Annotated in this window: 24 protein-coding genes; 8 read left to right on the top strand and 16 right to left on the bottom strand. The window is 62.1% G+C overall.

The window, feature by feature from the left end; all coding sequences use genetic code 11:
- Positions 1-37: 37 nt before the first annotated feature.
- From ACTJLB_RS30560 to ACTJLB_RS30550, 3 genes are all read right to left on the bottom strand, one after another.
- On the bottom strand, positions 38-583 hold the full coding sequence (locus ACTJLB_RS30560) for a cupin domain-containing protein (RefSeq protein WP_020067860.1): 546 nt from the start codon (positions 581-583) through the stop codon (positions 38-40).
- 211 nt (positions 584-794) lie between these two features.
- Entirely contained in the window at positions 795-965 is a 171-nt protein-coding gene (locus tag ACTJLB_RS30555) for a hypothetical protein (RefSeq protein ID WP_288824273.1), read from the bottom strand.
- A 27-nt stretch (positions 966-992) separates the two neighbouring features.
- Complete coding sequence (locus tag ACTJLB_RS30550; RefSeq protein WP_020067862.1) at positions 993-1,253, bottom strand: hypothetical protein; 261 nt, start codon at positions 1,251-1,253, stop codon at positions 993-995.
- Between the two features lie 187 nt (positions 1,254-1,440).
- On the opposite strand from ACTJLB_RS30550, the gene ACTJLB_RS30545 reads away from it, so the two are divergent.
- Positions 1,441-1,677 (top strand): hypothetical protein, encoded by a 237-nt coding sequence (locus tag ACTJLB_RS30545; protein ID WP_020067863.1) that lies wholly within the window; start codon positions 1,441-1,443, stop codon positions 1,675-1,677.
- 20 nt (positions 1,678-1,697) lie between these two features.
- Here ACTJLB_RS30545 and ACTJLB_RS30540 read toward each other — a convergent pair whose 3' ends face one another.
- Positions 1,698-1,943, bottom strand: a complete 246-nt coding sequence (locus ACTJLB_RS30540) for a DUF6723 family protein (RefSeq protein ID WP_020067864.1) — start codon at positions 1,941-1,943, stop codon at positions 1,698-1,700.
- A 188-nt stretch (positions 1,944-2,131) separates the two neighbouring features.
- Between ACTJLB_RS30540 and ACTJLB_RS30535 the strand changes: the two genes are divergently transcribed.
- Positions 2,132-2,344 (top strand): hypothetical protein, encoded by a 213-nt coding sequence (locus ACTJLB_RS30535; protein ID WP_214880448.1) that lies wholly within the window; start codon positions 2,132-2,134, stop codon positions 2,342-2,344.
- 22 nt (positions 2,345-2,366) lie between these two features.
- On the opposite strand, the gene ACTJLB_RS30530 is transcribed toward ACTJLB_RS30535, so the two are convergent.
- The 5 genes from ACTJLB_RS30530 to ACTJLB_RS30510 all read right to left on the bottom strand — a co-directional run bounded on the left by ACTJLB_RS30530 (position 2,367) and on the right by ACTJLB_RS30510 (position 7,997).
- Entirely contained in the window at positions 2,367-3,683 is a 1,317-nt protein-coding gene (locus ACTJLB_RS30530) for a c-type cytochrome (RefSeq protein WP_440785470.1), read from the bottom strand.
- Between the two features lie 2 nt (positions 3,684-3,685).
- Positions 3,686-5,308: a GMC family oxidoreductase gene (locus ACTJLB_RS30525; RefSeq protein ID WP_020067867.1), complete on the bottom strand. Its 1,623-nt coding sequence runs from the start codon at positions 5,306-5,308 to the stop codon at positions 3,686-3,688.
- Positions 5,309-5,311: 3 nt separating this feature from the next.
- Positions 5,312-5,761, bottom strand: coding sequence for a sugar dehydrogenase complex small subunit (locus ACTJLB_RS30520; protein ID WP_440785502.1), 450 nt, complete (start codon positions 5,759-5,761; stop codon positions 5,312-5,314).
- 173 nt (positions 5,762-5,934) lie between these two features.
- On the bottom strand, positions 5,935-7,041 hold the full coding sequence (locus ACTJLB_RS30515; RefSeq protein WP_440785469.1) for a porin: 1,107 nt from the start codon (positions 7,039-7,041) through the stop codon (positions 5,935-5,937).
- Between the two features lie 275 nt (positions 7,042-7,316).
- Positions 7,317-7,997, bottom strand: coding sequence for a MarC family protein (locus tag ACTJLB_RS30510; protein WP_440785468.1), 681 nt, complete (start codon positions 7,995-7,997; stop codon positions 7,317-7,319).
- Positions 7,998-8,381: 384 nt separating this feature from the next.
- On the opposite strand from ACTJLB_RS30510, the gene ACTJLB_RS30505 reads away from it, so the two are divergent.
- The 3 genes from ACTJLB_RS30505 (at position 8,382) to glgA (ending at position 11,942) form a co-directional block, all read left to right on the top strand.
- Complete coding sequence (locus ACTJLB_RS30505) at positions 8,382-8,597, top strand: DUF3311 domain-containing protein (protein ID WP_020067872.1); 216 nt, start codon at positions 8,382-8,384, stop codon at positions 8,595-8,597.
- Positions 8,594-10,066: a sodium:solute symporter family protein gene (locus ACTJLB_RS30500; RefSeq protein WP_440785467.1), complete on the top strand. Its 1,473-nt coding sequence runs from the start codon at positions 8,594-8,596 to the stop codon at positions 10,064-10,066. Before ACTJLB_RS30505 ends, ACTJLB_RS30500 begins: the two co-directional genes overlap by 4 nt.
- A gap of 274 nt (positions 10,067-10,340) precedes the next feature.
- Entirely contained in the window at positions 10,341-11,942 is a 1,602-nt protein-coding gene (gene glgA / locus ACTJLB_RS30495) for a glycogen synthase GlgA (RefSeq protein ID WP_440785466.1), read from the top strand.
- Between the two features lie 110 nt (positions 11,943-12,052).
- On the opposite strand, the gene ACTJLB_RS30490 is transcribed toward glgA, so the two are convergent.
- The 6 genes from ACTJLB_RS30490 to ACTJLB_RS30465 form a co-directional block, all read right to left on the bottom strand.
- Positions 12,053-13,213 carry a GGDEF domain-containing protein gene (locus ACTJLB_RS30490; protein WP_020067875.1) on the bottom strand — a complete coding sequence of 387 codons (1,161 nt, stop codon included), beginning with the start codon at positions 13,211-13,213 and terminating at the stop codon, positions 12,053-12,055.
- Positions 13,173-14,027: a hypothetical protein gene (locus tag ACTJLB_RS30485; protein WP_440785464.1), complete on the bottom strand. Its 855-nt coding sequence runs from the start codon at positions 14,025-14,027 to the stop codon at positions 13,173-13,175. Before ACTJLB_RS30485 ends, ACTJLB_RS30490 begins: the two co-directional genes overlap by 41 nt.
- Positions 14,028-14,754: 727 nt before the next feature.
- Positions 14,755-16,923 carry a M1 family metallopeptidase gene (locus ACTJLB_RS30480; RefSeq protein ID WP_110403414.1) on the bottom strand — a complete coding sequence of 723 codons (2,169 nt, stop codon included), beginning with the start codon at positions 16,921-16,923 and terminating at the stop codon, positions 14,755-14,757.
- Between the two features lie 665 nt (positions 16,924-17,588).
- Positions 17,589-18,224, bottom strand: a complete 636-nt coding sequence (locus ACTJLB_RS30475; protein ID WP_440785463.1) for a glutathione S-transferase family protein — start codon at positions 18,222-18,224, stop codon at positions 17,589-17,591.
- Positions 18,225-18,266: 42 nt separating this feature from the next.
- Entirely contained in the window at positions 18,267-18,713 is a 447-nt protein-coding gene (locus tag ACTJLB_RS30470) for an SRPBCC family protein (protein WP_440785462.1), read from the bottom strand.
- Positions 18,714-18,716: 3 nt separating this feature from the next.
- The gene (locus tag ACTJLB_RS30465; protein WP_020067880.1) at positions 18,717-19,049 is read right to left on the bottom strand and encodes an ArsR/SmtB family transcription factor; all 333 of its coding nucleotides are present in this window, start codon (positions 19,047-19,049) and stop codon (positions 18,717-18,719) included.
- Between the two features lie 129 nt (positions 19,050-19,178).
- On the opposite strand from ACTJLB_RS30465, the gene ACTJLB_RS30460 reads away from it, so the two are divergent.
- The gene (locus tag ACTJLB_RS30460; protein WP_440785461.1) at positions 19,179-19,952 is read left to right on the top strand and encodes a YkgJ family cysteine cluster protein; all 774 of its coding nucleotides are present in this window, start codon (positions 19,179-19,181) and stop codon (positions 19,950-19,952) included.
- A 195-nt stretch (positions 19,953-20,147) separates the two neighbouring features.
- Here ACTJLB_RS30460 and ACTJLB_RS30455 read toward each other — a convergent pair whose 3' ends face one another.
- The gene (locus ACTJLB_RS30455; RefSeq protein ID WP_310350568.1) at positions 20,148-21,302 is read right to left on the bottom strand and encodes an epoxide hydrolase family protein; all 1,155 of its coding nucleotides are present in this window, start codon (positions 21,300-21,302) and stop codon (positions 20,148-20,150) included.
- A 134-nt stretch (positions 21,303-21,436) separates the two neighbouring features.
- Here ACTJLB_RS30455 and ACTJLB_RS30450 point away from each other — a divergent pair, with 134 nt between their 5' ends.
- Both ACTJLB_RS30450 and ACTJLB_RS30445 read left to right on the top strand, forming a co-directional pair.
- A complete protein-coding gene (locus ACTJLB_RS30450) occupies positions 21,437-21,808 on the top strand; it encodes a CidA/LrgA family protein (protein ID WP_310351982.1) in 372 nt (123 codons plus the stop codon).
- Positions 21,805-22,545 carry an LrgB family protein gene (locus tag ACTJLB_RS30445; RefSeq protein WP_440785459.1) on the top strand — a complete coding sequence of 247 codons (741 nt, stop codon included), beginning with the start codon at positions 21,805-21,807 and terminating at the stop codon, positions 22,543-22,545. Before ACTJLB_RS30450 ends, ACTJLB_RS30445 begins: the two co-directional genes overlap by 4 nt.
- Positions 22,546-22,638: the final 93 nt, after the last annotated feature.

The raw sequence follows: 22,638 nt of genomic DNA, 5'->3' as shown, positions 1-22,638 counted from the left end.
GTTGCTGGAACTCTGGCGGACGGGCCGACGGGCGCGGCTAGGCCGCGTTCAGCCAATGCTCGCAAAGGGGGCCATGCTTGCCGTCCACAGGATCCATCTTCGGGAACGGCAGCGCATGCATTGCGGCAAGCTCCTGCGGGGTCAGCGCTTCGCGGCGGATATCCCACTGCTGGCCTGCGGGATAGGCCCCCACCACGCGGAAGCGGCCTTCGAACGATTGCAGGCAATGGCCGGTGCCGGCGGGCAGCAGCAGGACGTCGCCCGCGGACACACTGACCACCTTGCCGCCCGGACCGCCGACTATCACATCCGCGGAGCCGTCCGACACGCCGAGCACTTCGTGCGCGGTCGAGTGAAAGTGGTGGTAGTCGAAGATGCCGTCGCGCCACTGCGGCGGCCATTCGTTGCGTGCGAACAGCAGTTCGAACGCCTTGGCGAGGTCGCCGATCGCGGGGTCCACTGCCTGCCTGTAGATCACGACCGGCAGCTTGCTGTTATTCGGTACCCAGTCGTGGGGTTCGAGCATGAAGGCTTCGTACTCGGTCTGCGCTGCGTCGAATCCGTGCTTCGAATGTTCCTGCATTGTTGGCTCCTGTGGGTAGCGGGGCGCGTCCGGCGTGCGTGTGCCGGAGGGCGCGATATTGCAGCGCCGCATAAAGCGCGCCCGCTCCGGGGGCATAGCGCTGCCCAAGTCGGCCCACGACGTATTCAACTCGCACGAAGCTGCCGCGACGGGCGGCAGCCACGCCTTGGCCCGGCGATCACACCATGCGAGCGACGCTCAAGCAAACCGCTCAACCGCCGCCAATGCCCTGCAGCACTTTGCCGGTGCCGCCACACACGGTGCACTGTACGTCCTCTACCTTGCCGGTTCCCTTGCATGCCGGGCAGATATCTTCGCCGACGCCGGGCGCGTCGGGGGGCGCTTCATCGCCGGGGTTCAGGGGTTGGTTGTCCTGTTGCATATGTCTCTCCGTTCGCTGTTGACCGCATCAGTTCTTGTGCGACGCGCGGCCGCCGCCGCCCGCAGGCTCGCCGTGCGTGCCGGTGCCGAGCGGCACCTCGGCGGTCTGCTCCGGACGTTCGTTCGAGCGCGGTGGATTGGTTTGCTTGTCGACTCCGGTCTGCACGACCGGTTCGATGCCGAGGGGACTCGGCTCCACGTACTGCGCGCCGCTCGGCTTGTTGCGTTCTTTCACTTCCGGCGAAACCTCGGGAGCGCCGGAATTCTCGCTGGGTGTGTCAGGCTGCATATCGCTCTCCTTTCATCGGCTACCTCGTGAGTGCAGCAACATACGGACCCTGCCGGACTGCATCGGACCGTACGCCGAGGGCGTCCCGTTACGGCTCGCAAGCGCCGCGGACATCGGCAAAGTGGGCACGTGCATTGCGTCGTCAGAACTGAAGCTTCGGATTCATCTTTGTAAAAAGGAGCACTTCATGACAGTGACGACAATTCGTATCTCCGACACCGAAGTTCAGGTCGAGCGAACGCTATATACGTTCGCGCAAAAGAGCGATGCCGACGCGTTCGCGCAGTGCGTAGTGAACGATTCGATCGACACCTGCTATCGCAGTCATCCGCCGCTGTCGGCGCGGCCCACCGTCCCCGACGAACATCCGGACGATCCGAATCGCGGCAGCACGATCTCGCCGTCGCTCGGTGGCATGCCTTGACGAGCGCACACGAGTCGCAGTCAACGTTCCGGCGATTTGCGGTCGGCCGCGACGATCTGCTTGCCATACTCGATGGCGGCACGGCGCGCCTGGTCGGCCGTCTCGTACGGTCCGATTTCCGGCGCACCGTCGAACGGAAAAAGTATCCTTCGATCCGCTCTGCGGACGACCTTCAGTCCACCTACGTAACGGCCGTCGCCTGTTCCGTGATAGCTGGCGAAAATCTCGAATTCGTCGTCAGCAACGTCGGCCTTATGTCGCGCCATTTGTGTATTCCCTATCCCTGTCGATGCTCGATGAGCACCCCACGCTTAACTGCGCAATGCCTGGTGCATTGCACGATGAAACACAGCAATGGCCGTTCCACGCGCGAAAGGCACTACGCAAAGGGCGATTGGGAACAAAGGGACATGCGCGTTGCACGCATGATCAGAGAGATAAGTTGGAGGTAACGATGGCCGGTTCAAACTCGCACGATGGGGCGGCGTTCGTCATGCACACGCCGATGCCGCCCGAGGTCGACCCGGAGGCGCCGCCGCCTCCGAACATCGATCCCGATCCACCCGCGACGCCCGACGACGACCCAGGCGGGCTGCCGCCGGCCGCGCCGGAAGGCGACCCGCCTGCGAAGCCGCCGCCAATGCGTGCCTCGTCACGGCTCGCGTGACGAGGCGGTCATTGAGCGGTGCTCAGCGTAGCCGGGCGACGTCCTTCTCGCTCACGCGCCGGGCTGCGGGGTTGCCGAACTGCGTCGTCACGTAGTTCGTGAGCGCGGCAATCTGCGCGTCGTTCAGTTGTGCGGCGAAGGCCGGCATGCCGACGTCGTTGCCTGCAGCTTTGCGATGCACGCCGTGCAGAATGACCTGCATCAGGTTGCCAGGATTCGACGCACCCACCGTCGAGTTATGCAGCAACGGCGGATAGTAGCCGTCCGGTGTGCCCTTGCCGCTCGCCTGGTGACACGTCGCGCAGTTGCCCAGATAGAGCCGCGCGGGATCGAGCGTGCCGTCGTTCATCGCAACGCCTCGCAGGCGCGCCACGTCCGTCGACGGTTTGCCCCACGCGCTGCGCGAGCGCGAACCGCTCTGAGCGCCGCCGTCGTTGACCGGCGGCACCGTGCGCACATACGTCGCGATGGCGCCGATGTCGGCGTCGCTCATCTTCGAGAAGCTGTGCTCGACCGCCTCGGCCATCGGCCCCGCTGCCTGTGCGAGTCCGGGCACGCTGCCCGTTTGCAGATACTGCACGAGCTGCGTATGACTCCATCCGCCAATGCCGCTATCGGGCGACGACGTGATGTTGTAGCCGTCCCAATCCGCGAGCACCGAGCCGCCGAGGAAGCCGCTGCCGGTTTCATCGAGCGCCTGTTCCTGCATCGCAAAGCCGCGCGGCGTGTGGCATGTGCTGCAATGCGCAAGCCCCTGCACAAGATACGCACCGCGGTTCCACTCGGCGCTCTGTTGAGGTTTCGCCTGATATGGGCCACTCTTCAGGAATACCCAGTTCCATACGGTGAGCGGCCAGCGCATGTTGAGCGGCCATGCAATGTCGCTCGCGCGCGTAGCCTGCTGCACCGGCGCCACGCCGTAGCGGAAATACGCGTATAGCGCCTTCACGTCGCCGTCGCTGACCTTCGCGTAGGAGATATACGGCATCGCCGGGTACAGGTTATGGCCGTCCTTCGACACACCCTTGCGCAGTGCGCGGTCGAAGTCTCCGAGCGACCACGTGCCGATACCCGTTTGCGGGTCGGGCGTGATGTTGCTCGAATAGATCGTGCCGAGCATCGGCACCTTGAGCGGCAGGCCGCCCGCGAACGGCTTGCCTTTCGCGGTGGTGTGACACGCCATGCAATCGCCGGCGGTGGCGAGATATTCGCCGCGTTTGATCAACGCCGCGTCGTTGCCGTCCACCGCTTTGGCGTCCTGCGCGAATGCGCAAACGGGCAGCGCCGAAGACAGCGCGAAGGCGCCGGCCAGCATCCAGAAAAAAGTCTTCTTCAACACGTTCACACTTCCTTCTTCAACTGGTCGGCCATGCGCAGTGCCAGCGCGGCAATGGTCAGCGTCACGTTGACGGTGCCGACGGTCGGCATCGTCGCGCTGCTCGAAATGAACAGATTCGGGTGGTCGAACGTGCGGCAATGCTTGTCGACCACGGAATCGCGCGGATCGCTGCCCATGATCGTCGCGCCCGTGATGTGGTTGTTCGGCGCGAATTCGTCGTCAAACCGGATGTCGCTGCCGCCCAGTACCTTCGCCGCGTTCGCATAGACTTCGCGGGTGTGCGCGGCGCCGCGCTTCACATAATCGTCGATGCGATAAGTGATCTCGGGCCGCGCAATGCCGATCGCGTCGGTCTCGGTGCGGCTCGGCACGATGCGGTTTTCCGGTTGCGGCAGAATTTCGTGGAAGCAGTCGAACTCGACGAAGCGCGCCGAGCGGTCGCGAATCTGCGCATCGAGCTCGGCGGGCTTGATGAGCTTGCCTTGCTTGAAGATTTTTTGGGTTTCCTGATCGACTCGCGACATGTTCGACAGGTGGATCTTCTTGGCCGCTTCCGTCGCGCGGAACGCGCCGTCGCGAAAGCCGATCAGCGAGGTCATTTCCTGCGGGCCGCGCCCCGGCCACAGTTTTTCGTCAGCGTAGAACGTGACGCCCGTGCCCGGATGGTCCATCAGGTTACGACCTACCATGTCGGAGCTGTTGCCAACGCCGTTCGGAAAGTCGTGGCTCTGCGACATCAGCATGATCTTCGGCGTCTCGATGCCGTTCGCGGCGAGCACGAAATACTTGCCTTCCACGCGATGCTCGTTGCCCTGCGCGTCTTTGTACAGGGCCGCCGTGATGCGCTTGTCCGTGCCGACTTCGAGTTTGTAAACCACCGCATTGGCGATCAGCCTGGCCCCGGCCTGCTCCGCTTTTTCAACGTGCACGATGCCGTTGTACATCGCACCGATCGGGCAGATCGGCATGCAGTTGTTATTGCCGCAGCAGGTCGGGCGGCCATCGTACGGACGGCTGTTGCGCGCGACCGGTTCCGTCACGACGTGATAGCGCGAGTCGAAAGCATTGAGCTTGCTTTTGATGGTCTGCTCGTTGTACGACAGCGGCAGCGGCGCCATCGGATAAGGCTGGCTGCGCGGCGAGCCGAGTTCTTCGTCAGTCGGGCCCCACACGCCGAGTTCTTCTTCGGCACGCTGGTAATACGGCTCCAGTTCCTCGTATTGCATCGGCCAGTCGCGGCCCACGCCATAGACGGTCTTCATCCTGAAGTCGTTCGGCATGAAGCGCCATGCCGATGCGGCCCAGTGCCATGTCGTGCCGCCGACCGCGCGAATGTACTGCGAGTTGAATTTGTGCTCGCCCTTGAGGATCAGATAGTTGTTGGGCGGGTAGTACTCAGGATGCGGCGCCCATTTGCTCGGCGGATACGGCGCCATGAAATCCATCTTGTCCGCCTGATTGCGAAAGCGCTCGACGATCTCCCAGCGCGGCATGCGCGGCCCGGCTTCGAGCAGGATCACGGACTTGCCGGCCTGCGCCAGCTGATGCGCGACGATCGCGCCGGCGACGCCCGACCCGACCACGACGATATCGGCTTGCTCAGTGCTCTGTTGTTTATCGGCCATGGCTTATGCTTGCCTCTCGACGGGTTTTGCGGCCCAGAAGCCGGGCTTGTTCGGGCAATACGAGCGGATGATCAGCGTGTCGGATACCACGCCGAACATGAGCGCCTGCTCATAGGTAATGACGACGTCATCGACGGTGCCGAGATACCACGCTTCCATGATCTTCAGCGCAAGCGCCTGTTCAGCGGCATCGGCGGAACCGGCGGCGAGCGCGCCCGCGAGCTTCGGCAATTGCTGCGCGAGTTCGGGCGTGGACTTCTGCAGCGCGGCAAAGAGCCGGGTGCCGACGTCGCGATCGAGCGCGGACTTTTCGGTCAGCGATTGCGACAACGTCATGAAGGTGTCGATGGGAGCGGACGACGAGTCGTCGGCCAGTGCCTTGAGCGTGAGCGAGCCGGTCAGGCCCGCAGCCGTCAACGCGAGCGCGCCCTGCAGCCAGCGGCGGCGCGTCATGGTCGACGGCTCACCGCTCGCGGCGCGCTCGCCGAGAGAGTCTTGTGGAGTCAATGTTCTTATCCCTTGTGAGGCGTGGTTCAAAACTTGTTGATGCGGTAATGCCGGTAATGAAATGAAGCGTGTGATATGCGATTAAACGAAACGCCCCTGCCTGACAATCAGGCCGCGCGTCAGAACTGATGCAGCATGCCGACATAGGCGCCTGTCTGCGATTCGCCGACGAGCGGACTCGTGTTGCTGGTCGAATCGCGCGGCGAGGCTTCGAGCGAGAAGTTCGCGTTGCTGCTGTTGCGCACGTAACCCACCGTGCCGTAAAGGAATGTTCGCTTCGAGAGGTTGTACGTGGTGCCGAGTACGTACATCATCGCGTGGCCCGAGGGATCATGCGCGGCGTCGCCGCCGCCGTCGCCGACCTTCACGTAATAGCCGCCCGCGGTGACGGCCCAGCGCGGCTGAAAGTTGTATGTCGCGCCAAGCCAGTAGTGGTCGGCGGTATCGGCGACGCCCGCCGGCGAGTCCGGCGCCGAGTAATGCGTATAGGCGCCCTGAATCTTGACCGCGTCGAAATGCACGTTCGCGCCCACGAAGTACTCGCGCGAACTCTGGAAAATGTTCGAAAAGCGGCCGTTGCTGTCGCGCAGTTCGTCGTAGATGCCGCGCACGTCGAAGAGCTGCGAATGGTAGGTCAGCATGATGCCGTCCGAGCGGCCGAACTCGCCGCTCGCGCCGCTGTTGAAGGCACCCGGCTGATTGCCGAACGCGTACTGCGCCTGCACGTCGAAGCCCCAGAACACCGGGCTGTGGTACTCGACGTTATTGCTGGTCTGCTGCCAGTTGCGACCCCGCACGAGCGACGCCGACGAAAACGCCTGCTGCACGAACGGATCGAATTCCCAAACGCCGTCGCTGTCGATGAAAAGATTACGACCCGCTTGCAACGTGCCCCATTGCTGGCTGCTGAGTCCGGCGAAGGCGCGCCGCGACCAGAGCCGTCCGCCGCTCGTCGTGCCGTCCATCACCTGCAGACCGGTCTCCAGTGTGAAGATCGCTTTCAGTCCGCCGCCCAGTTCTTCATTGCCCTTGAGACCCAGCATGCTGGTGCCCCAATCGCCGCCTTCGGCGCGCCAGCGGTTCGAGCTTCCGCCCGTGCCGTTGTTAATGTGATTCAGATATTCGACGCCGGCATCCAGACGGCCATATAGCGTTACGCTTGTTTGACCATATGCAAGCGGACTTGCCACCGCAAGAGCGGCCACCAGTTTTGTGTGTAGTCTCATTGTATTGGCGTGAGTTCGTGTGACGCGGTATGGGGCAAAGCATGAGCACTGCATGACGCAATGCGAACTGCGGACGGCTCGAAGTAATGCGGCTCGAAGTAATGCGGCTCGACGCCAGGTGCTGCCAGAGGAGATGGCACGCGCGATGTTGTAAAACTACACGCAGTGCCGCCGAACTATAGGCGATGCGCGCTCGGCGAACTACCCGTTTCGCGCAATAGACTTTTGCGACGCATGGACTCGACTCCGGGGCTGCCGTCTGAGTACCGCATCGATTACCGGTTCGCCGCCGACTGCATCGTCGCGATCGGAATGAGGAACTCCGAGAAACCGGTCAGCATGATCTGCACGCCGATGCACAGCAACAGAAAGGACGAAACGCGCATCGCTACCTTGGTACCTTCAACGCCTAGGTACCGCGCGAAGATGACGGCACGGCTGTAGATCAGATAGACCGTGAGCGCGACCGCGAGTGAGATCACAACCGACGCGATGCTCGACAGCACGAACTCCGACAGCTTATGTGTGCGGTTCGCGGTCAGCGCGACGGCCGTGGCAATCGAGCCCGGTCCGGTGGTCAATGGAATGGTCAGCGGGAAGAACGCTCTCGCCTTCGCGTTCTCGGCATCCACGCGCTTGACGGTCGGCTGTTCGGCGGGCTGTGTATCGGGCGCATTCAGCATTTGCCAGCCGCCCACCGCCACAGCAAGTCCGCCGCCAATCCGCAGCGCCTGCATCGAAATTCCGAAGAAATGCAGAATGGGTGTGCCGATAAAAAACGCCACCAGTAGCACGCACACGACATTGATCGCGATCTTTCTTGCGAGTGCGGTGCGTTCCTCGGTGGTCAGTGAGGCGGTCCGGTCGAGAAAGACAAATGCAATGCCGATCGGGTTGATGATGCTGATCAGCCCGGTAAAGCCGAACAGAATGTCCGAGATCAGACTTTCGACCATATGCGATCCGTGTCGAGCGGCGGCCCAGGCACTGCGACTGCTGCACACTGGTGCGCCGCGCCGTGTAGTTGAACTGAAGCGCCGAAGCCTCAGACCTGCGCGCGTTGCGTGGCGAGATCATAGCGCGGCGCGATATGAACCCGGTAGAACGCGAACCTATATAGAAAGGCGTGAATGTTCTGGATGCATCCCGACTTCCACTCGCGCGCGTCGCACATTGCGGCGCAACACGAGCTCACATTCGATGCGCCGATCGATGCGTCCGCAACTTTCGAAAAGCCTACACTTTTTTGACTTACTTTACGGGACCGAAGCATCCGGCATACAGTCGCCAGCGAAGCCGCACTTTCAACGAGACGTACTTACAGTTCGAGGAGTTGCCCCATGTTGCTTCGTGTACTCGCCGCGCTGCCGTTCATCGGCATTTTGCTCGGTGTCCCGTTTGTGAACCGGGTCGAGCCGCTCGTGCTCGGCATGCCGTTCGTGCTGGGCTGGATCGTCGCGTGGGTGGTGTTGAGTTCGATCATCATGGCGATCGTGTACCGGCTCGACGCTTCGAACCGGCACGTCGCCGCTGACGGCGAGGAGGTCCGGCCATGAGCGCACTCGTTATCATTGCAGCCATTACGCTCTTTGCGCTCTTTCTCGGCGTGCGTGCGAAGCATGGCCATGACATGAGCCTCGAACAGTGGACTGTGGGCGGCCGCAGCTTCGGCACCGCCTTCGTGTTCCTGCTGATGGCCGGCGAAATCTATACGACCTTCACGTTCCTCGGCGGCAGCGGTTTTGCCTATGGCAAGGGCGCGCCTGTCTATTACATTCTCGCCTACGGCACGCTCGCGTACATCCTTTCCTACTGGATGCTGCCGCCGATCTGGCGCTACGCAAAACAGCACCATCTCGTTTCGCAGCCGCACTTTTTCAGCCGCAAATACGATAGCCCCGCGCTCGGCACACTCGTCGCGCTGGTCGGCGTGGCCGCGTTGATCCCCTACCTCGTGCTGCAGTTAAAGGGCTTGGGCATCATCGTCGCAACCGCTTCCTATGGCGCGATCTCGTCGACCGCTGCGATCTGGATCGGCGCGGCGGTGGTCACGGTGTATGTGATCGTGTCCGGCGTGCGCGGCTCCGCATGGAACTCGGTCGTGAAGGATCTGCTGATTCTGGCAATCGTGCTGTTCCTCGGCATTTATCTGCCGCTGCACTACTACGGCGGCCTCGGCGAAATGTTCCATGCAATCGACGCCGCCCGTCCCGGCTTTCTGACCTTCCCCGCCAAGGGTTCGAGCGTCACCTGGTTCCAGTCCACCGTGCTGCTGACGGCGCTTGGCTTCTTCATGTGGCCTCACACCTTTGGCTCGATATTCACCGCCAGGGACGAGCGCATTTTCCGCCGCAATGCGATGGTGCTGCCGCTCTACCAGCTGATCCTGCTGTTCGTGTTCTTCGTGGGCTTTGCCGCGACGCTGAAGGTGCCGGGTCTGAAGGGCGGCGACATCGACCTGTCGCTGTTCCGCCTGTCGCTGCAGACCTTCGACCCCTGGTTCGTCGGCGTGATCGGCGCGGCCGGCATTCTGACGGCGCTCGTGCCGGGCTCGATGATCCTCACCTCGGCATCCACGCTGCTCGCCAACGACGTCTATCGCGGCATGGTGAACCGCAACGCGACGGACGCCACGGTTGCCAATCTCGCGCGAATCCTGGTGCCGGTCGTCGCGCTCGTGGCGGTCGCCTTCACGCTGCACGGCGGCGAAACCATCGTCGCCTTGCTGCTGATGGGCTACAGCTTCGTCACGCAGCTTTTCCCAGCGGTTATCTGCAGCCTTTTCCCGCGCAATCGCGCGACCAAACAGGGCGCGTTTTGCGGCATCGTTGCGGGCGTCGCCGTGGTGGCGATTACCACGACCATGCATCTGACGATCGGGCAATTAATGCCGTTCCTGCCCGACGCGCTGAAAGACGTGAACATCGGCTTCGGGGCGCTGGCGGTCAACATCGTCGTATTCATCATTGTCAGTGCGATGACGCAGAGCGGACGCGTCGAGCATACGCACGCATCGGCGCATTGAATCGAGCGCACCTTGCGCCTACTGAAAGCCGTCGCCTCACGCGACGGCTTTTTTGTTTTCGACAGGCAATTCAGGAGGTCAAAACTACATTTGCATGAAGAAAAGCCTGGCCCGAACGGACCGGGTGCGTCGGAGAGCGAACGCCACGCACTGCAGCATGGCCGTGAGCCAGCCGCAAACCCAATGCAGGCGCCGGGCACACGGCTTGCTGTTAGTTGGCCCTGTGAATCCGCCGCACTGCACAAGTGCAAAAACGCGTCCTCTGGGGGCCACCTTGCCGCTTAACGTACTACTTGTCGCTTCCGAAGCCCTACCGCTCGCCAAGTCGGGTGGACTCGGCGACATGGTCAGCGCCTATGCCGCAGCTTTGCGCGATGCCGGCGTCGACGTCTCGATTCTGATGCCTGCTTATCCGGACGCCCTCGAGCGTGCCATCGATGTCACTTACGTTGCGCGGATGACCGGTCTGCCGGGCGGCGACGCGCGTTTGCTGCGCGCCCGCATGCCCGATAGCGGCGTAACGGTGCTGCTGCTTCAAATGGATCACCTCTTTGCGCGCGAAGGCTTGTACCGTGACCCGCAAGGGCACGATTATCTCGACAACCTCACGCGATTTGCGTCGCTGGCGGCGGCGGCCACGCGTGTCGCGCGCGGCGTTCGCAACCTGAAACGCCCTCACATCGTGCACGCGCACGATTGGCATGCAGGGCTCACGCCGCTTTACATGCGGCTCGCAGGCGTCGCCGCGAAAAGCGTCTATACGATTCACAACCTCGCGTTCCAGGGCAATCATCCGCTCGCGATGGGCGGCTGGATCGGTGTGCCGCCGGAGTTGCTCGCGCCTGCACTGAGCGACGAGCGCAGCATCGAGTTCTACGGTTCGCTCAGCATGATGAAGGCGGGGATCGTCCATGCGGATCGCGTGACGACCGTCAGTCAGCGCTATGCACGCGAAATTCTCACACCGCACTTCGGCCACGGAATGGAAGGCGTGCTGCAGGCACAGATAGGAAAACTGAGCGGCATCGTGAATGGCATCGACATGTCCGTGTGGAATCCGGCCACTGACGAATACATCGCCCGCCCCTATTCCGTCGACGACACCGCCGGCAAGCAGGCATGCAAGCGCGAATTGCAACAGGCATTTGGTCTGACGCGCGACCCGTTCGCCCCGCTCGTTGCGATAGGCAGCCGTCTCACCGAACAGAAACTGGCCGACGTGGTGGTGCACGCGCTGCCCCGACTGCTCGAAGAGCATCCGCGTCTGCAGTTCGCAATTCTCGGACAAGGCGAACGCGGACTCGAACATGCGATGCAGGAACTCGCCGCCGCGTGGCCGGCGCGTGTGGGTGTGCAGATCGGTTATGACGAGCCGCGCGCGCACATGCTGCACGCGGGCGCGGACATTCTGCTGCACGGCAGCCGCTTCGAGCCGTGCGGACTCACGCAACTCTATGCGATGCGTTACGGCACGATCCCGGTGGCCTCGCGCGTGGGCGGCCTCGCGGATACGATCGTCGATTACGCGCCGCACGAAGCGCGAGACGAAGATTGCGCGACCGGCTTCCTGTTCGATGGCGAGCATCCGCACGACGTCGTGCATGCGCTCGGCCGTGCGTTGGCCGCGTTCGTGCGGCCCGCGTCGTGGCATGCGTTGCAGCGCAATGCGATGAACCGCGACTCGGGCTGGGACGTGTCGACAGCGAACTATCTTGCGTTATATGCGGGTCTCGTCGACGCTCACCTTGCGGTGCCCGATACGCGTGTTCGCAAGGCGCCTGTCCGCGCAAGAACTGCAGCCCCGGCGAACTCACGGCGAGTTCGCAGCGAAGATACGTTCAATGCGGGTGTGGGCGAGTTGGCGCGAACCGCGTGATGGATTGACGGCGTGATGGCTGGAATGGCGGTAATGAATGGCCTGCGCCGCGAAGGCGCAGACGGTTCATTAAAAGTGCAGCCGCTTCGCTTAAAGGCGCAACGCCCGAGCTACCCGACGCGCGCCTCAGATGCGCGCGAGGCAAACGCGAAGCCGTTCTTGCCGCTTCGCTTGACACGATACATTGCTTCGTCGGCGGCAGCGACGAGGCGGCAATAGTCGTCGACGAGATCGGGGTAGCTCGCTATACCGATGCTCGCGCGAACCATGCCCATGCCCATTTGTTCGTCGGTGCGGGCCACGCAGGCGATCAGACGCTGCGCGATCTGCCGCAACTCCTCCTGCTCGGCGAACTCCTGAACCAGCACCGCGAATTCGTCTCCGCCAATGCGCGCGACAACGTCTTCTTTGCGCACCGATTCGCGAAAACGCCGCGACACTGCGACCAGAAACTCGTCGCCCACACGGTGACCGCGTGAATCGTTGACCTTCTTGAAGCCGTCGAGATCCACATACAGCACGGCCATCTTGCGCGGGCTGACCGACATCGACGCCTGGGCAGCGGCCTCTTCCAGCGCGGCGAAAAGCTTGCGCCGGTTCGCGAGCCCGGTCATCGGATCGTGCAGCGCTGCGTGCTTGAATTCGTGCGACTGGCCGGCCAACTGCCGGTTGCGTTTGGCATACATGCCCAGCGCCGTAATCAGCAGGCAGAAAAGCAGCGCCGCCACCGCGATGAGCATGTGCGCGATCCCCGTGATTCGCTTGCGCATGTCCGCGCTATAGGTATCGCGTTGTGTGTGCCAGTAGGACGACGCGTCGCCGAGCAACCTGTCCATTTCGCCGAACGTCGCGTCGGGCAATAACACCGACGACGGAATACGCGGCGCATTCGCAGGACTCGCGTTCACGAGCGCGGCTAGCGACGCGAGACGCCGCGTCAATTCGGCGCGCGCCTGCCCGTAGCCTTCCGCTGCGGCATCGTGAGCGTGCGGCACCTGGTCCCATACGCCCACGCGCGCACGCGCGGTCTCGGCTCGCTCGACGGCTTCGAGCACGAGACCCGCATATTCCTGTTTGACCTGATCAGCGAATACCGTTCTGATCTGCAACGCCAGATACAGCAGGCCGATCAGCAGGCACAGCAGCGACGCCACGGCGACGGTTGCGGGACCGGGCGTGAGACGCCATCCGTTGGCGCGGCCGGATTCCCGGGGCAACGCAAAAAGCGTTTCAGGGATGCGAGTAGGGGTCTTGCTGACTTCCGCTGCCATGTTGTCGGTAGCTTACGCGTCGAAAGAAGGAGCTCATTCTTGCAAACAGATTGGGCTTACGTCGTGCGCTGGTCCCTGAAGCGCGGCGCTCCTGCTGCGCGTATTTCGCCGCTCGCGAGGGACGTGTTGATGCCAGCTGCGGCGAGGCCGGATCTGCCGCGGCGGCAGTACGTTGCATTGAGCGAGGCGAAACGGCCGCGCCGGTTTCCGTGCCCGACGGCATAGCCTCGGCATTATCCGCGAGCACTTCCTCTTCGTCCTCCGGACGGCTGATCTGTCCGGACCACACCGACGGCTTCCGGCTCTCCGTGCTAGACACCGGCGACTTCGCGGGAACCGCCGGCAGGTCGAGCAGTGCAATCGCGTCTGCGGGCGTGCTGGTGACGGGCCCGGGACTCTGTGTCGGTGCCTGCATCGGTGCCGGTGCCGGTGCCGGGGCGCTGATCGCGGATGTCACGAGCGGTGCTCCCACGATAGCGGCTGCAGGCGGTGCAGCCTGCGCGCTGGTCGCGAGCGCAGTGTCTGCCTGCGCGGACGCTTTCGCGAGCGCCGACGCCATGTTGTTGGGCGTGGGCATGCGCAACGCCTGGCGCGCGCGGGCGATGGCCTCGGCATACGTCTGCTGGTCGCTATTGAACCAGACGCCGTAGGCTACGGTGCCCACCACGCCGAACGCGAGCGCGCTCGCCGCCGCTACGCATAGCGCGAGGCGTCCGAAGCGGGGCGTCACGCCTGGGTCTTCCACATCGCCGCTATCGAAGCGCGCATCGTCTCCATGTCCGCGGACTGGAGGCAAGTCGGGATCGTTATACATCGCAATACGCTCCGGAATTCTTCCGTCTGACGCTCCATCAGGCTGGGTCTCACTATTTCGCACGGTCGATGCAAACGCTGCTGGAAGAATGTAACTCGCTCGTCCGGTAGCGACAACAACACGCGGCGCGGCTGCCGACGTCTGTTCGGCAGCGCGCATTCGCGTCTGAAACCCGGGTAAAACGTTCAACGCCCATGCATATACAACAACGCAGTGGCCTTTCAACTGACGTAGGAGCGGGCGCAAAGCGCCGCCAGCCTTGATGATCGGTCGGCAGAATGCGCCAGGGGCTCAGTACTATGCAAATTTCGCGCCTGCAGGCCGGTTAACTGAATGCGCGGCGCGCTTGCCGCGCTTGCCGTTTACGCCTCGCGCCGAATAGCTGCGCCGAGCGGCGCCAGAAATGGTTGCGCCATCCACTAAACGAGGAATGTTTAACGCCACGTCCGGCGCGCACAGGAGTCACACATTCTCACCGGAGCGCTCGGGCGCGGCTGCGCGCCTTTTGCTGACACGCGCAGGCGCGAGTGGCGTACATCGACGAGATTTCGGCGCCATTGTGCTATCGCTTAGTGGGGCCGCTTGCCCATACGTTAAGCGGATTTGCCCGGTAATGCGGTAACGCTGACCTCGCTTGCAAAAGCGCAGTGGCCCGCATCGCGTGAACGATGCGGGCCACTGTACTGTTGGCGGCTAACAGACTGGTGTTCGCCGCCGGCTTGGCGCGTTACTCCCCTTGCGCCTTTTGCCGCAATTTGCCTTGATAGCGGATCGTCGGACGCAGCGACTGCGTCGTCGGCGCCGGCGTCTTCAGCAACTGACGGGCAACCATGGCGTTAGCGGAACTGAACGAGCCGATGCTCGTTTCACGCGACGGGTCCGCAAGACCGTGTGCCACGAGCAGTTTTGCTTCGAGTTGCAAGCTCGTCAGCAGGACAGGATCCTTCAGCGCATTGCCCTGTGCGAGCAACTGACTCCACGCGTTGTTGCTGTAGTTCGTCACGTAGTAGTCGAGACCGCTCGGGTCCGCGAGCACCGCTGAGCAGCCGTTGAGCCGCACCTGCGTTTGCGGGTCCTTCAGCGCGAGCGTTTTGCGCGAGGTCAGTCCGTCGCCATACGCGAGCGTCAGCGGAACGGTCCACTGCGTCCCCGGATACTGGTTCTGATTCGGGAACGGCGACTGTTTCAGCGTCACGATGGTCTGGTTCGTCGTCAGATCGCATTGCGTGTCGAGCGAAATCAACGGCACGCCGGTTTGCCGCACGAAGCTGTCGCCGATCGCGACCATCGGCTCGCCGCTCGCCTTTGCCAGCTCATCCCACAGACGCTTCGGCGTGACGTTGCCAAGCGAATAGTCGGCGAGATATTGCTGCAGACCGCGGCGCATGGTTTCCTCGCCGAGATAGTTTTCGATCATCTTCAGCACATGGCCGCCCTTGTCGTACGTGAACGCGCTCGCGCTCAGCACGAAGTCGTTGGACGCCCAGCCGTTGAAGTTCGGCTGCACCGGGAACGAGGTCGACTTCAGGTCCGCGTTGATCACCGCATACTTGTTCTTCACGTCGTCGACCCAGCTGAACCGGTCCGGGAAGAAACGCACCTTCGTCTTGTTTTCGAAGAACGTTGCGAACGATTCGTTCAGCCACACATCGTCCCACCAGTCGAGCGTGACCAGATCGCCGAACCATTGGTGCGCCGCTTCGTGCGTGAGCACAGTTACGCCATAGTCGGACATGGTCGTGCCCGGCGCGGGCAGGATGTCGTCGGCGAATTCGAGAATGGCGCCCCAGTTCTCCATACCGCCGAAGTTCAGGTCCTTCTCTTCCTTGAACGCGTCATTGGCGGCCACCGTGTCGAACTTCGTGAGCGGCAACGGGATGCCGGTGTAGCGATAGTAGTAATCCAGCGCCTGCTTGGTCTGCTGCATCGCGGGCTTGGCCCAGTCCCGCATGCCCGGCGGCGTGAAAATGCGCAGATGCAGCCCCTTGCCGTCAGGCAGCGGACTCGTGAAGTCGTCTTCGAGAATGTCGAACTGTCCGCCGCCGAAGAAGAGCAGATACGAAGGCATCGGCGGCGTCTTTTCGAACGACACCAGCTTGTAGCCGCTATCCACATTCACCGCGGGTTTTTCCGCCGCGTTCGACACGACGTTCCAGTTCTGCGGCACCTCCGCACTCACCTCATAGGTGGGCCGGAAAGCCGGCTCGTCCCAGCCCGGGAACCATTGCCGGGCCAGATTCGACTCGCCTTGCGTGAGGATCGCGCCGCTCGTGGTGCCGTCGGTCGCCTTCAGATCGACGCGGAATACGCCCTCCGCTGCAGAGCAGCCGGGGTAATGATCGTCGCCGCAACTGCCGCCCGTCTTCGCGACCGGATCGTCATAACTCTTGAAGTTGATGATGCCGCTCCACTCCATGTGGAGCGAGTAGTTGCCGGCGGCGATCTGACCGCTCACGGGCCGAAGCTGATAGAAGTCGCCGTCGTCTTGCGGCGTGGCGATCAACGCGATGTTGCCCGGTTGAAGCGTAATGGTGCCGTTGGTGAACTTGACGCGATGGCCTGCGATCGTGATCGCATTGACGGCTTTAAGCACCTTGATCTGCACGTCTGCGCGACCGTCGAACGACGACAGCGCCGGGTTGGGCCGGAACCACAGTTTGTAGTTGACCGGCATGACAGTGTTCGGCAATTCGACCGGCTGCACGGTCTTGTCGATCGACGTATCCGCGAGCACTGCACTTGCGGGCGGCACCTGAGCGACTTCGGACGCGCCCGCCGGCCCCTGTGCGGATTTACTCGTCAATGACGAAGAGCCGTCTCCTCCACCGCACCCGGCCGTTACCATTATTCCGGCTAACGCCAGGCACTGCACCTGCGATCGGAAATTTATACGCATTTTAATCCTCGACTGACAATATCGGTATAAAGAAGTGCGTTGAGCCACTTGAGCCGTGTTTCTGTTTTTCAGCGACAAAGGTCTCCCGCACTAGCACCGAATTGCTAGCCAGAATATGGACGTGTTACGTCCTCAGCACTAATTGGCTGATTTTAAGATTGAAATGCTTGTTTATTACAAAGCTTTCAGAAACGTAATGGCTACGCTCTGATGATCGCCGGGCAAAGCGCCGCCCACCGGACCTTACAGGCAGAACCGGAAACCAGGATCAGTTTTCGACGACAGTGCGTAGCCTAGTTTGGCAAACGTTATCGTGTCAACTTCCTTTCACAATCTTTCCTGAATTGCCACGCGATGTATGCGAGTTGGTTGCCGGGCGTAATCGATCCGAGTTAATACTCTAAATAGCGGTTTTTCCGGATTGGACTACGAAAAACTCTTTTATTTTTCAATGCCGGATGTGCTAAGGCGAGCAGGACGCAAATAACGAATTGCGAATCGATTTTTGTACTAGCTATTGAGTTCAGCGCAGCGCACAAAAAGACCGGTGTGTGAATGGGTCGTGGGGCACATGGCCGCGAGTCGGCGCATTGCCGACCCGCGCTAAGACCGGTGACGTGGTGCACGTCACCGTCGATGCAACGATCGCACCGCAGCTGAACGTCTCAGGCCGCAACCGCCTGGGCCTGCCTCAAAGGAAACGGATCGCGCCACGCCTCAAGCTCGCTCAGCCGATCGTGCCAGCGCATTACCTCGGGAAACTCGTCTAGCGGCATGTTCGCGCTTGCCGCATAAGGCAGCGTGACGCCGACCGAGAAGTCAGCGATGCTCATCTGATCGCCAAGCAACCATTTACGCCCTTTCAGATGCCGGTCGAGAACGCCCGCATGTTTGCGGAACCACCCTTGTGCTTCCGCGACTTTCGCACTGTCAGGCGCGCCCAGACCAATTGCCGGTTTTATCAGGTGTTCGAAGTAAAGCAAACCGCCGTGGCGGTAAAAGTGCTGGCTATTCCAGCTTAGCCAACGCAGCACGTCGGTCTGCTGCTCGGCGTTCTGCGGCCACAATGGCGATTGCTCTCGTTGCGCGAGATGGCAAATGATCGCGTCCGCTTCCCAGATGCTTCTTTGCCCATCGACAAGGCACGGCACCTTCCCGTTCGGATTGAGCGCCAGATAAGCGGGCGCAGTGTGCTCGCCTTTGCCCAGATCGACATAGACGTATTCAATTGGCAACCCTAAATATTTAGCCACTGCGCATGCCTTGCGCGGCGCTAGCGACTCCGCATAGTAAAGCTTCATTTTACGTCTCCGTGATGGTTCACTTCATTCGATGCTGCCCCTTCAACGTTCCGTATTGCCGAGTTCCGCAATCAATGCATCCAGTTTCTCAAACGCGCCCTTCCACCCGGCATCGTGACCGTCGCGTGCGGCTTCGTCGAAGAACTGCGAGTGGGTGAAGTTCATTTCCGTGCCATCGTCGATCGGCCGGAACGTAATGCTGACAAGTGAGCGCCGCTCGGGCAACGTTACCCATTCCCACGTAAAGACGAGCTTACGGTCCGGCTCGACTTCCTGATATTCGCCGCGGCAGTCATGCGTTTCGCCGTCGAGCGTCTGGAATACCACGCGAAACCGGCCACCCACACGCGGATCGGCTTCGGCGCTCAACACCGGGCCGGCGTCAGGTCCCCACCAGCGCGCCATCAACTCCGGCCTCGTCCACGCTGCGTACACTTTTTGCGGCGGCGCCTTGAGGCGGCGCACGATAGTTAAACTGGGCTTCTGCATCGCTCACTCTCCTCCTTCGACAAAATCGGCAAGCCGGTCGAGGCTCGCGGACCAGAAGCGTTCATAGCGTTTAAGCCACGCCATGGCCTCTTCCATTGGGCCGGCAACCAGATCGACTGACACGGTGCGGCCATGCTTGGCGCGCGTGATGAGGCCGGCGTCGCTCAGCACGTCGAGATGCTTCATGACGGCCGGCAGCTTGAGCGGCAACGGGCGCGCGATTTCCGTGACGGAAAGGCCCGGCTCTCGCTCCAGACGAGCGAGGATGGCCCGCCGGGTCGGATCTACCAGCGCGGAAAAAGTACGATCGAGTTGACTGACTGGACACTTCACCATGTGGTGAACTATAGAGATTCGGCGGGCAGTGTCAAGGATTTTTGCGCGATACTTTTTTCTGCAGTCTGCTGTCAGAAGTTCGCCGTTCGCGCGACCAAGCCGAACGTCGAATTAAAAAAGGACTTTCGCGTGGACGACATCGACTTCGAATGCACCGCGTGCGGCAAGTGCTGCCACGACTTGCGCTTGCCGCTGACATTGACCGAGGCGAGCGACTGGCTCGCGCGAGGCGGACAGATGGAATTGATTTGCGAGGCGATTCCGTGGCCGGCCGATCCCGAGCCGCCCAATGCGCAAGCGGACTATAGAAAAGCGCGCTCGACACCCGCGGCGAGCGGTTCGCTGCCCGTGCGCGTGTCGATCATTCTCGCGGCCGCGTTCGCGGGTCCATGTCCGAATCTTCGCGCCGACATGCTGTGTGGCATCTATGAAGAGCGGCCACTCGTGTGCCGCATCTATCCGGCGGAGATCAATCCTTTCGTCTCGCTGACGCCTGCAAACAAGGCGTGTCCGCCCGAGGCATGGAATACGAAACCGTTGCAGCGGCACGGTGTGTTGGTGGACGAGACGACGCGGCGGCTGATCGAACTATCGCGCCGCACAGCGGAAAATGAAGCGCCGCTTCGTATGCGTTTATGTCACGAGTTGGCGATTACTCATGCGTCGCTTGCAAACGAAGGCTTTGTTATTCATGCGCCGCGAAGCAGCGAACTACTTGCGGCTCTCGAACGAGTGCGCGCGACTCCGGATGTGCCACCCGCATCGGCGGAATGGACGTTTGTATCGAACCGCAGTGTTACGGTGGAGACGCTGCTGTCGGTGGGCGCCGCCGTCCGCCTTGACGAACCGGTGGACGCGCGCGACTTCCGCTATCACGGCTTTCATGAGGCATCGTCTGCGTAGGACCGTGCATGTCTGCTCGCACCGGTTCGGCGTCTAGACGCCGCCCGCAGGCCTCCGGCGGTTTCATCGCTTTGCCGAACCTCGCACAATGTTTATCCACAAGCACGCGACGCATGCTTCGTCGAACATTCAGCGCGGCCATCCGATGAACTGCCACGACAGCCACGCGCGGCTCTTCGCGCATCATTCAATGCGTTACGTCCGCAGCGGCCGGAAGAATGCGCGGATTTCGGCGGCGAGCAGGTCCGGCTTCTCCATGGCTGCGAAATGCCCGCCGCTCGGCATGTCGGTCCATTGCACCACGTTGAAGGTTCGTTCGAGCCAACTGCGCGGCGGACGACTGATCTCCTTCGGGAAACGCGCGAAGCCGACGGGCGGCACGACACGTTGCCCATCGGCAAATCGCATCGGCGCGAGGCGGTTCTCCCAATACATCTGCATCGCCGGGCCAATGCTTTGCGTGTACCAGTAGAGCGATATGTTGGTCAGCAAATCGTCTTTTGAAAACACCCGTTCGACGTCGCCTTCGCAATCGCTCCATGCGCGGAATTTTTCGCCGATCCAAGCGGCGAGCCCTACCGGCGAATCGTTCAGCGAAGCTGCGACCGTCAATGGCTTCGTTGCATGCATGTGCGCGTAGCCGCCTTCGAGCGCTACCCACTCGTTTCTCTCACGCAGAAAGCGCTCTTCTTCCGGCGTCAACGGTTGTTGGGCCGCCCCGATTGCGGGCTCGTACGACCCAGGCAGAAAATTGAGGTGAATACCGTCGACCATCTGCGGATGCCGTGCCGCGAGCGCAACCGACACACCGGCGCCGAGGTCGCCCCCTTGCGCGCCGAAGTGCTGATAACCGAGGCCGCGCATCAGCGATGTCCAGAGATCCGCGACCTGAAACGCGGACATGCCGGACTGCGCGGGCGGCGGCGAAAAAGCAAAGCCCGGCAGAGAAGGCACGACCACATCGAACGAATCAGCGGGATCGCCGCCGAACGCCGCCGGTTCGCAGAGCCGCTCGATCAACGCCTCGAACTCCACGAACGAGCCCGGCCAGCCATGTGTAACGACGAGCGGATAAGGTGCCGGTCCCGTACCGCGCCGATGCAGGAAGTGCACGCGCTGCCCCTGAACGTCGGCCACGAATTGCGGCTGCCGGTTCAGGCGCTGTTCCGACGCGCGCCAGTCGAACTGACCGGCCCAATAGTCGGCGAGCTCACGCAACCAGTTTGAATCGACACCCTGCTGCCACGCGGCAGACGGCGTAGCGGGCGCCCAACGTGTCGCGCGAATGCGTCGACGCAGATCGTCGATGTCCTCGTCCGGTACGGCGATTTGAAACGGCTCGATTTGCATGGCTGTCGTCCTGCAACAAGTCATTGATGGAGAACTTTCTGTACGCAAGGCTCGCCGCAATCTGCTCGCGGGGTCCACGGAACTATCTGCATGGTACACAATGGCCGCATTTCCGTTTCCTGCTGGAGATCTACATGCTTGCCGCGCTGGCTGCCCTGCTTACTTTTCAATGCCTCGGAGAAGGTGTGTCTTACGTGTTTCATTTGCCGGTGCCGGGTCCCGTGATCGGCATGCTGCTGCTGTTCGGCTTTGTCATGATGCGTCCGCAGACAGCCGATGCGATCGAACCCACCGCGCTCGAACTGTTGCGGCACCTGTCGCTGCTGTTCGTGCCGGCAGGCGTCGGCATCATGGTCTCGGCAAGCCGCATTCGCGGCGACGCCATTGCGGTGATCGTGTCGATTGCCGTCAGCACGACTCTCGCGATTGCGGTGGCCGCGCTCGTCACGCGCGCGTTGATGCGCCGGCAGTTGCACAATGACGCCAACCGCGAGGCCGCACAATGACCGCCTTACCGAAGCTCGGCGCACTCTGGGTCTATCTCGCAGCGAGCCCATTGCTCGGCCTGACCATCACGCTGATCGCGTACCTGATCGCCCAGACGCTGTATGCGAAGGCGCGCTTCAATCCGCTGGCTAATCCGGTGTTGATTGCGGTCGCGTTGCTGGTCGCGCTGCTCGAAATCACGGGCACTCCGTACGCCACCTACTTCGAGGGCGCGCAGTTCGTGCACTTCCTGCTCGGCCCCGCGACGGTCGCGCTTGCGTTGCCGCTTTATCGTCAATGGCCGAAGCTGCGCCGCTTTGCGTTTCCGCTGATCGGCGGACTCGTCGCCGGCTCGTTGACGGCGATACTGTCCGCGGTCGCCGTGGCTGCGCTCTTCGGCGCCTCGCATCAGACGGTTGCGTCGCTCGCGCCGAAATCCGCGACAACGCCGATTGCAATGGCCGTCGCTTCCGAAATCGGCGGGATTCCTTCGTTGACGGCTGTACTCGTTATCTCGACGGGAGTATTCGGTGCAGTGTTCGCCCGGGCTATTCTCAACGCGCTGAAAATCGCCGAGCCTGAAGTGCGCGGGTTCGCACTCGGCGTTGCTTCGCATGGCATCGGCACGGCGCGCGCTTTTCAGGTCAGCGAGCAAATGGGTGCGTTCGCGGGGCTCGGCATGGGTCTCAATGGTGTGTTCACCGCGTTCGTGGTTCCCGTGCTGATGCCGCTCATTGCGCGCTGGATCGGCGGCTGACCGCAAGATGTTCATTGTCTCGACGACGCAGAAAAGCCCGCAAATTGCGGGCTTTTTTTCAAAGTGCCGCTAATGCGGCACTCGACGCCACTG

The organism is Paraburkholderia sp. 22098, from assembly GCF_052045935.1.
Classification (GTDB): domain Bacteria; phylum Pseudomonadota; class Gammaproteobacteria; order Burkholderiales; family Burkholderiaceae; genus Paraburkholderia; species Paraburkholderia caledonica.
Note: the sequence above shows the minus strand (reverse complement) of the source record. Positions and strands in the feature narration are given on the sequence as shown.

What these genes read in the sequence shown, in the direction of transcription:
- ACTJLB_RS30560 (WP_020067860.1), bottom strand. Translation starts at nt 583, where the DNA reads ATGCAGGAACATTCGAAGCACGGATTCGACGCAGCGCAGACCGAGTAC.
- ACTJLB_RS30555 (WP_288824273.1), bottom strand. Translation starts at nt 965, where the DNA reads ATGCAACAGGACAACCAACCCCTGAACCCCGGCGATGAAGCGCCCCCC.
- ACTJLB_RS30550 (WP_020067862.1), bottom strand. Translation starts at nt 1,253, where the DNA reads ATGCAGCCTGACACACCCAGCGAGAATTCCGGCGCTCCCGAGGTTTCG.
- ACTJLB_RS30545 (WP_020067863.1), top strand. Translation starts at nt 1,441, where the DNA reads ATGACAGTGACGACAATTCGTATCTCCGACACCGAAGTTCAGGTCGAG.
- ACTJLB_RS30540 (WP_020067864.1), bottom strand. Translation starts at nt 1,943, where the DNA reads ATGGCGCGACATAAGGCCGACGTTGCTGACGACGAATTCGAGATTTTC.
- ACTJLB_RS30535 (WP_214880448.1), top strand. Translation starts at nt 2,132, where the DNA reads ATGGCCGGTTCAAACTCGCACGATGGGGCGGCGTTCGTCATGCACACG.
- ACTJLB_RS30525 (WP_020067867.1), bottom strand. Translation starts at nt 5,308, where the DNA reads ATGGCCGATAAACAACAGAGCACTGAGCAAGCCGATATCGTCGTGGTC.
- ACTJLB_RS30520 (WP_440785502.1), bottom strand. Translation starts at nt 5,761, where the DNA reads ATGACGCGCCGCCGCTGGCTGCAGGGCGCGCTCGCGTTGACGGCTGCG.
- ACTJLB_RS30515 (WP_440785469.1), bottom strand. Translation starts at nt 7,041, where the DNA reads ATGAGACTACACACAAAACTGGTGGCCGCTCTTGCGGTGGCAAGTCCG.
- ACTJLB_RS30510 (WP_440785468.1), bottom strand. Translation starts at nt 7,997, where the DNA reads ATGGTCGAAAGTCTGATCTCGGACATTCTGTTCGGCTTTACCGGGCTG.
- ACTJLB_RS30505 (WP_020067872.1), top strand. Translation starts at nt 8,382, where the DNA reads ATGTTGCTTCGTGTACTCGCCGCGCTGCCGTTCATCGGCATTTTGCTC.
- ACTJLB_RS30500 (WP_440785467.1), top strand. Translation starts at nt 8,594, where the DNA reads ATGAGCGCACTCGTTATCATTGCAGCCATTACGCTCTTTGCGCTCTTT.
- ACTJLB_RS30490 (WP_020067875.1), bottom strand. Translation starts at nt 13,213, where the DNA reads ATGGCAGCGGAAGTCAGCAAGACCCCTACTCGCATCCCTGAAACGCTT.
- ACTJLB_RS30485 (WP_440785464.1), bottom strand. Translation starts at nt 14,027, where the DNA reads ATGTATAACGATCCCGACTTGCCTCCAGTCCGCGGACATGGAGACGAT.
- ACTJLB_RS30480 (WP_110403414.1), bottom strand. Translation starts at nt 16,923, where the DNA reads ATGCGTATAAATTTCCGATCGCAGGTGCAGTGCCTGGCGTTAGCCGGA.
- ACTJLB_RS30475 (WP_440785463.1), bottom strand. Translation starts at nt 18,224, where the DNA reads ATGAAGCTTTACTATGCGGAGTCGCTAGCGCCGCGCAAGGCATGCGCA.
- ACTJLB_RS30470 (WP_440785462.1), bottom strand. Translation starts at nt 18,713, where the DNA reads ATGCAGAAGCCCAGTTTAACTATCGTGCGCCGCCTCAAGGCGCCGCCG.
- ACTJLB_RS30465 (WP_020067880.1), bottom strand. Translation starts at nt 19,049, where the DNA reads ATGGTGAAGTGTCCAGTCAGTCAACTCGATCGTACTTTTTCCGCGCTG.
- ACTJLB_RS30455 (WP_310350568.1), bottom strand. Translation starts at nt 21,302, where the DNA reads ATGCAAATCGAGCCGTTTCAAATCGCCGTACCGGACGAGGACATCGAC.
- ACTJLB_RS30450 (WP_310351982.1), top strand. Translation starts at nt 21,437, where the DNA reads ATGCTTGCCGCGCTGGCTGCCCTGCTTACTTTTCAATGCCTCGGAGAA.
- ACTJLB_RS30445 (WP_440785459.1), top strand. Translation starts at nt 21,805, where the DNA reads ATGACCGCCTTACCGAAGCTCGGCGCACTCTGGGTCTATCTCGCAGCG.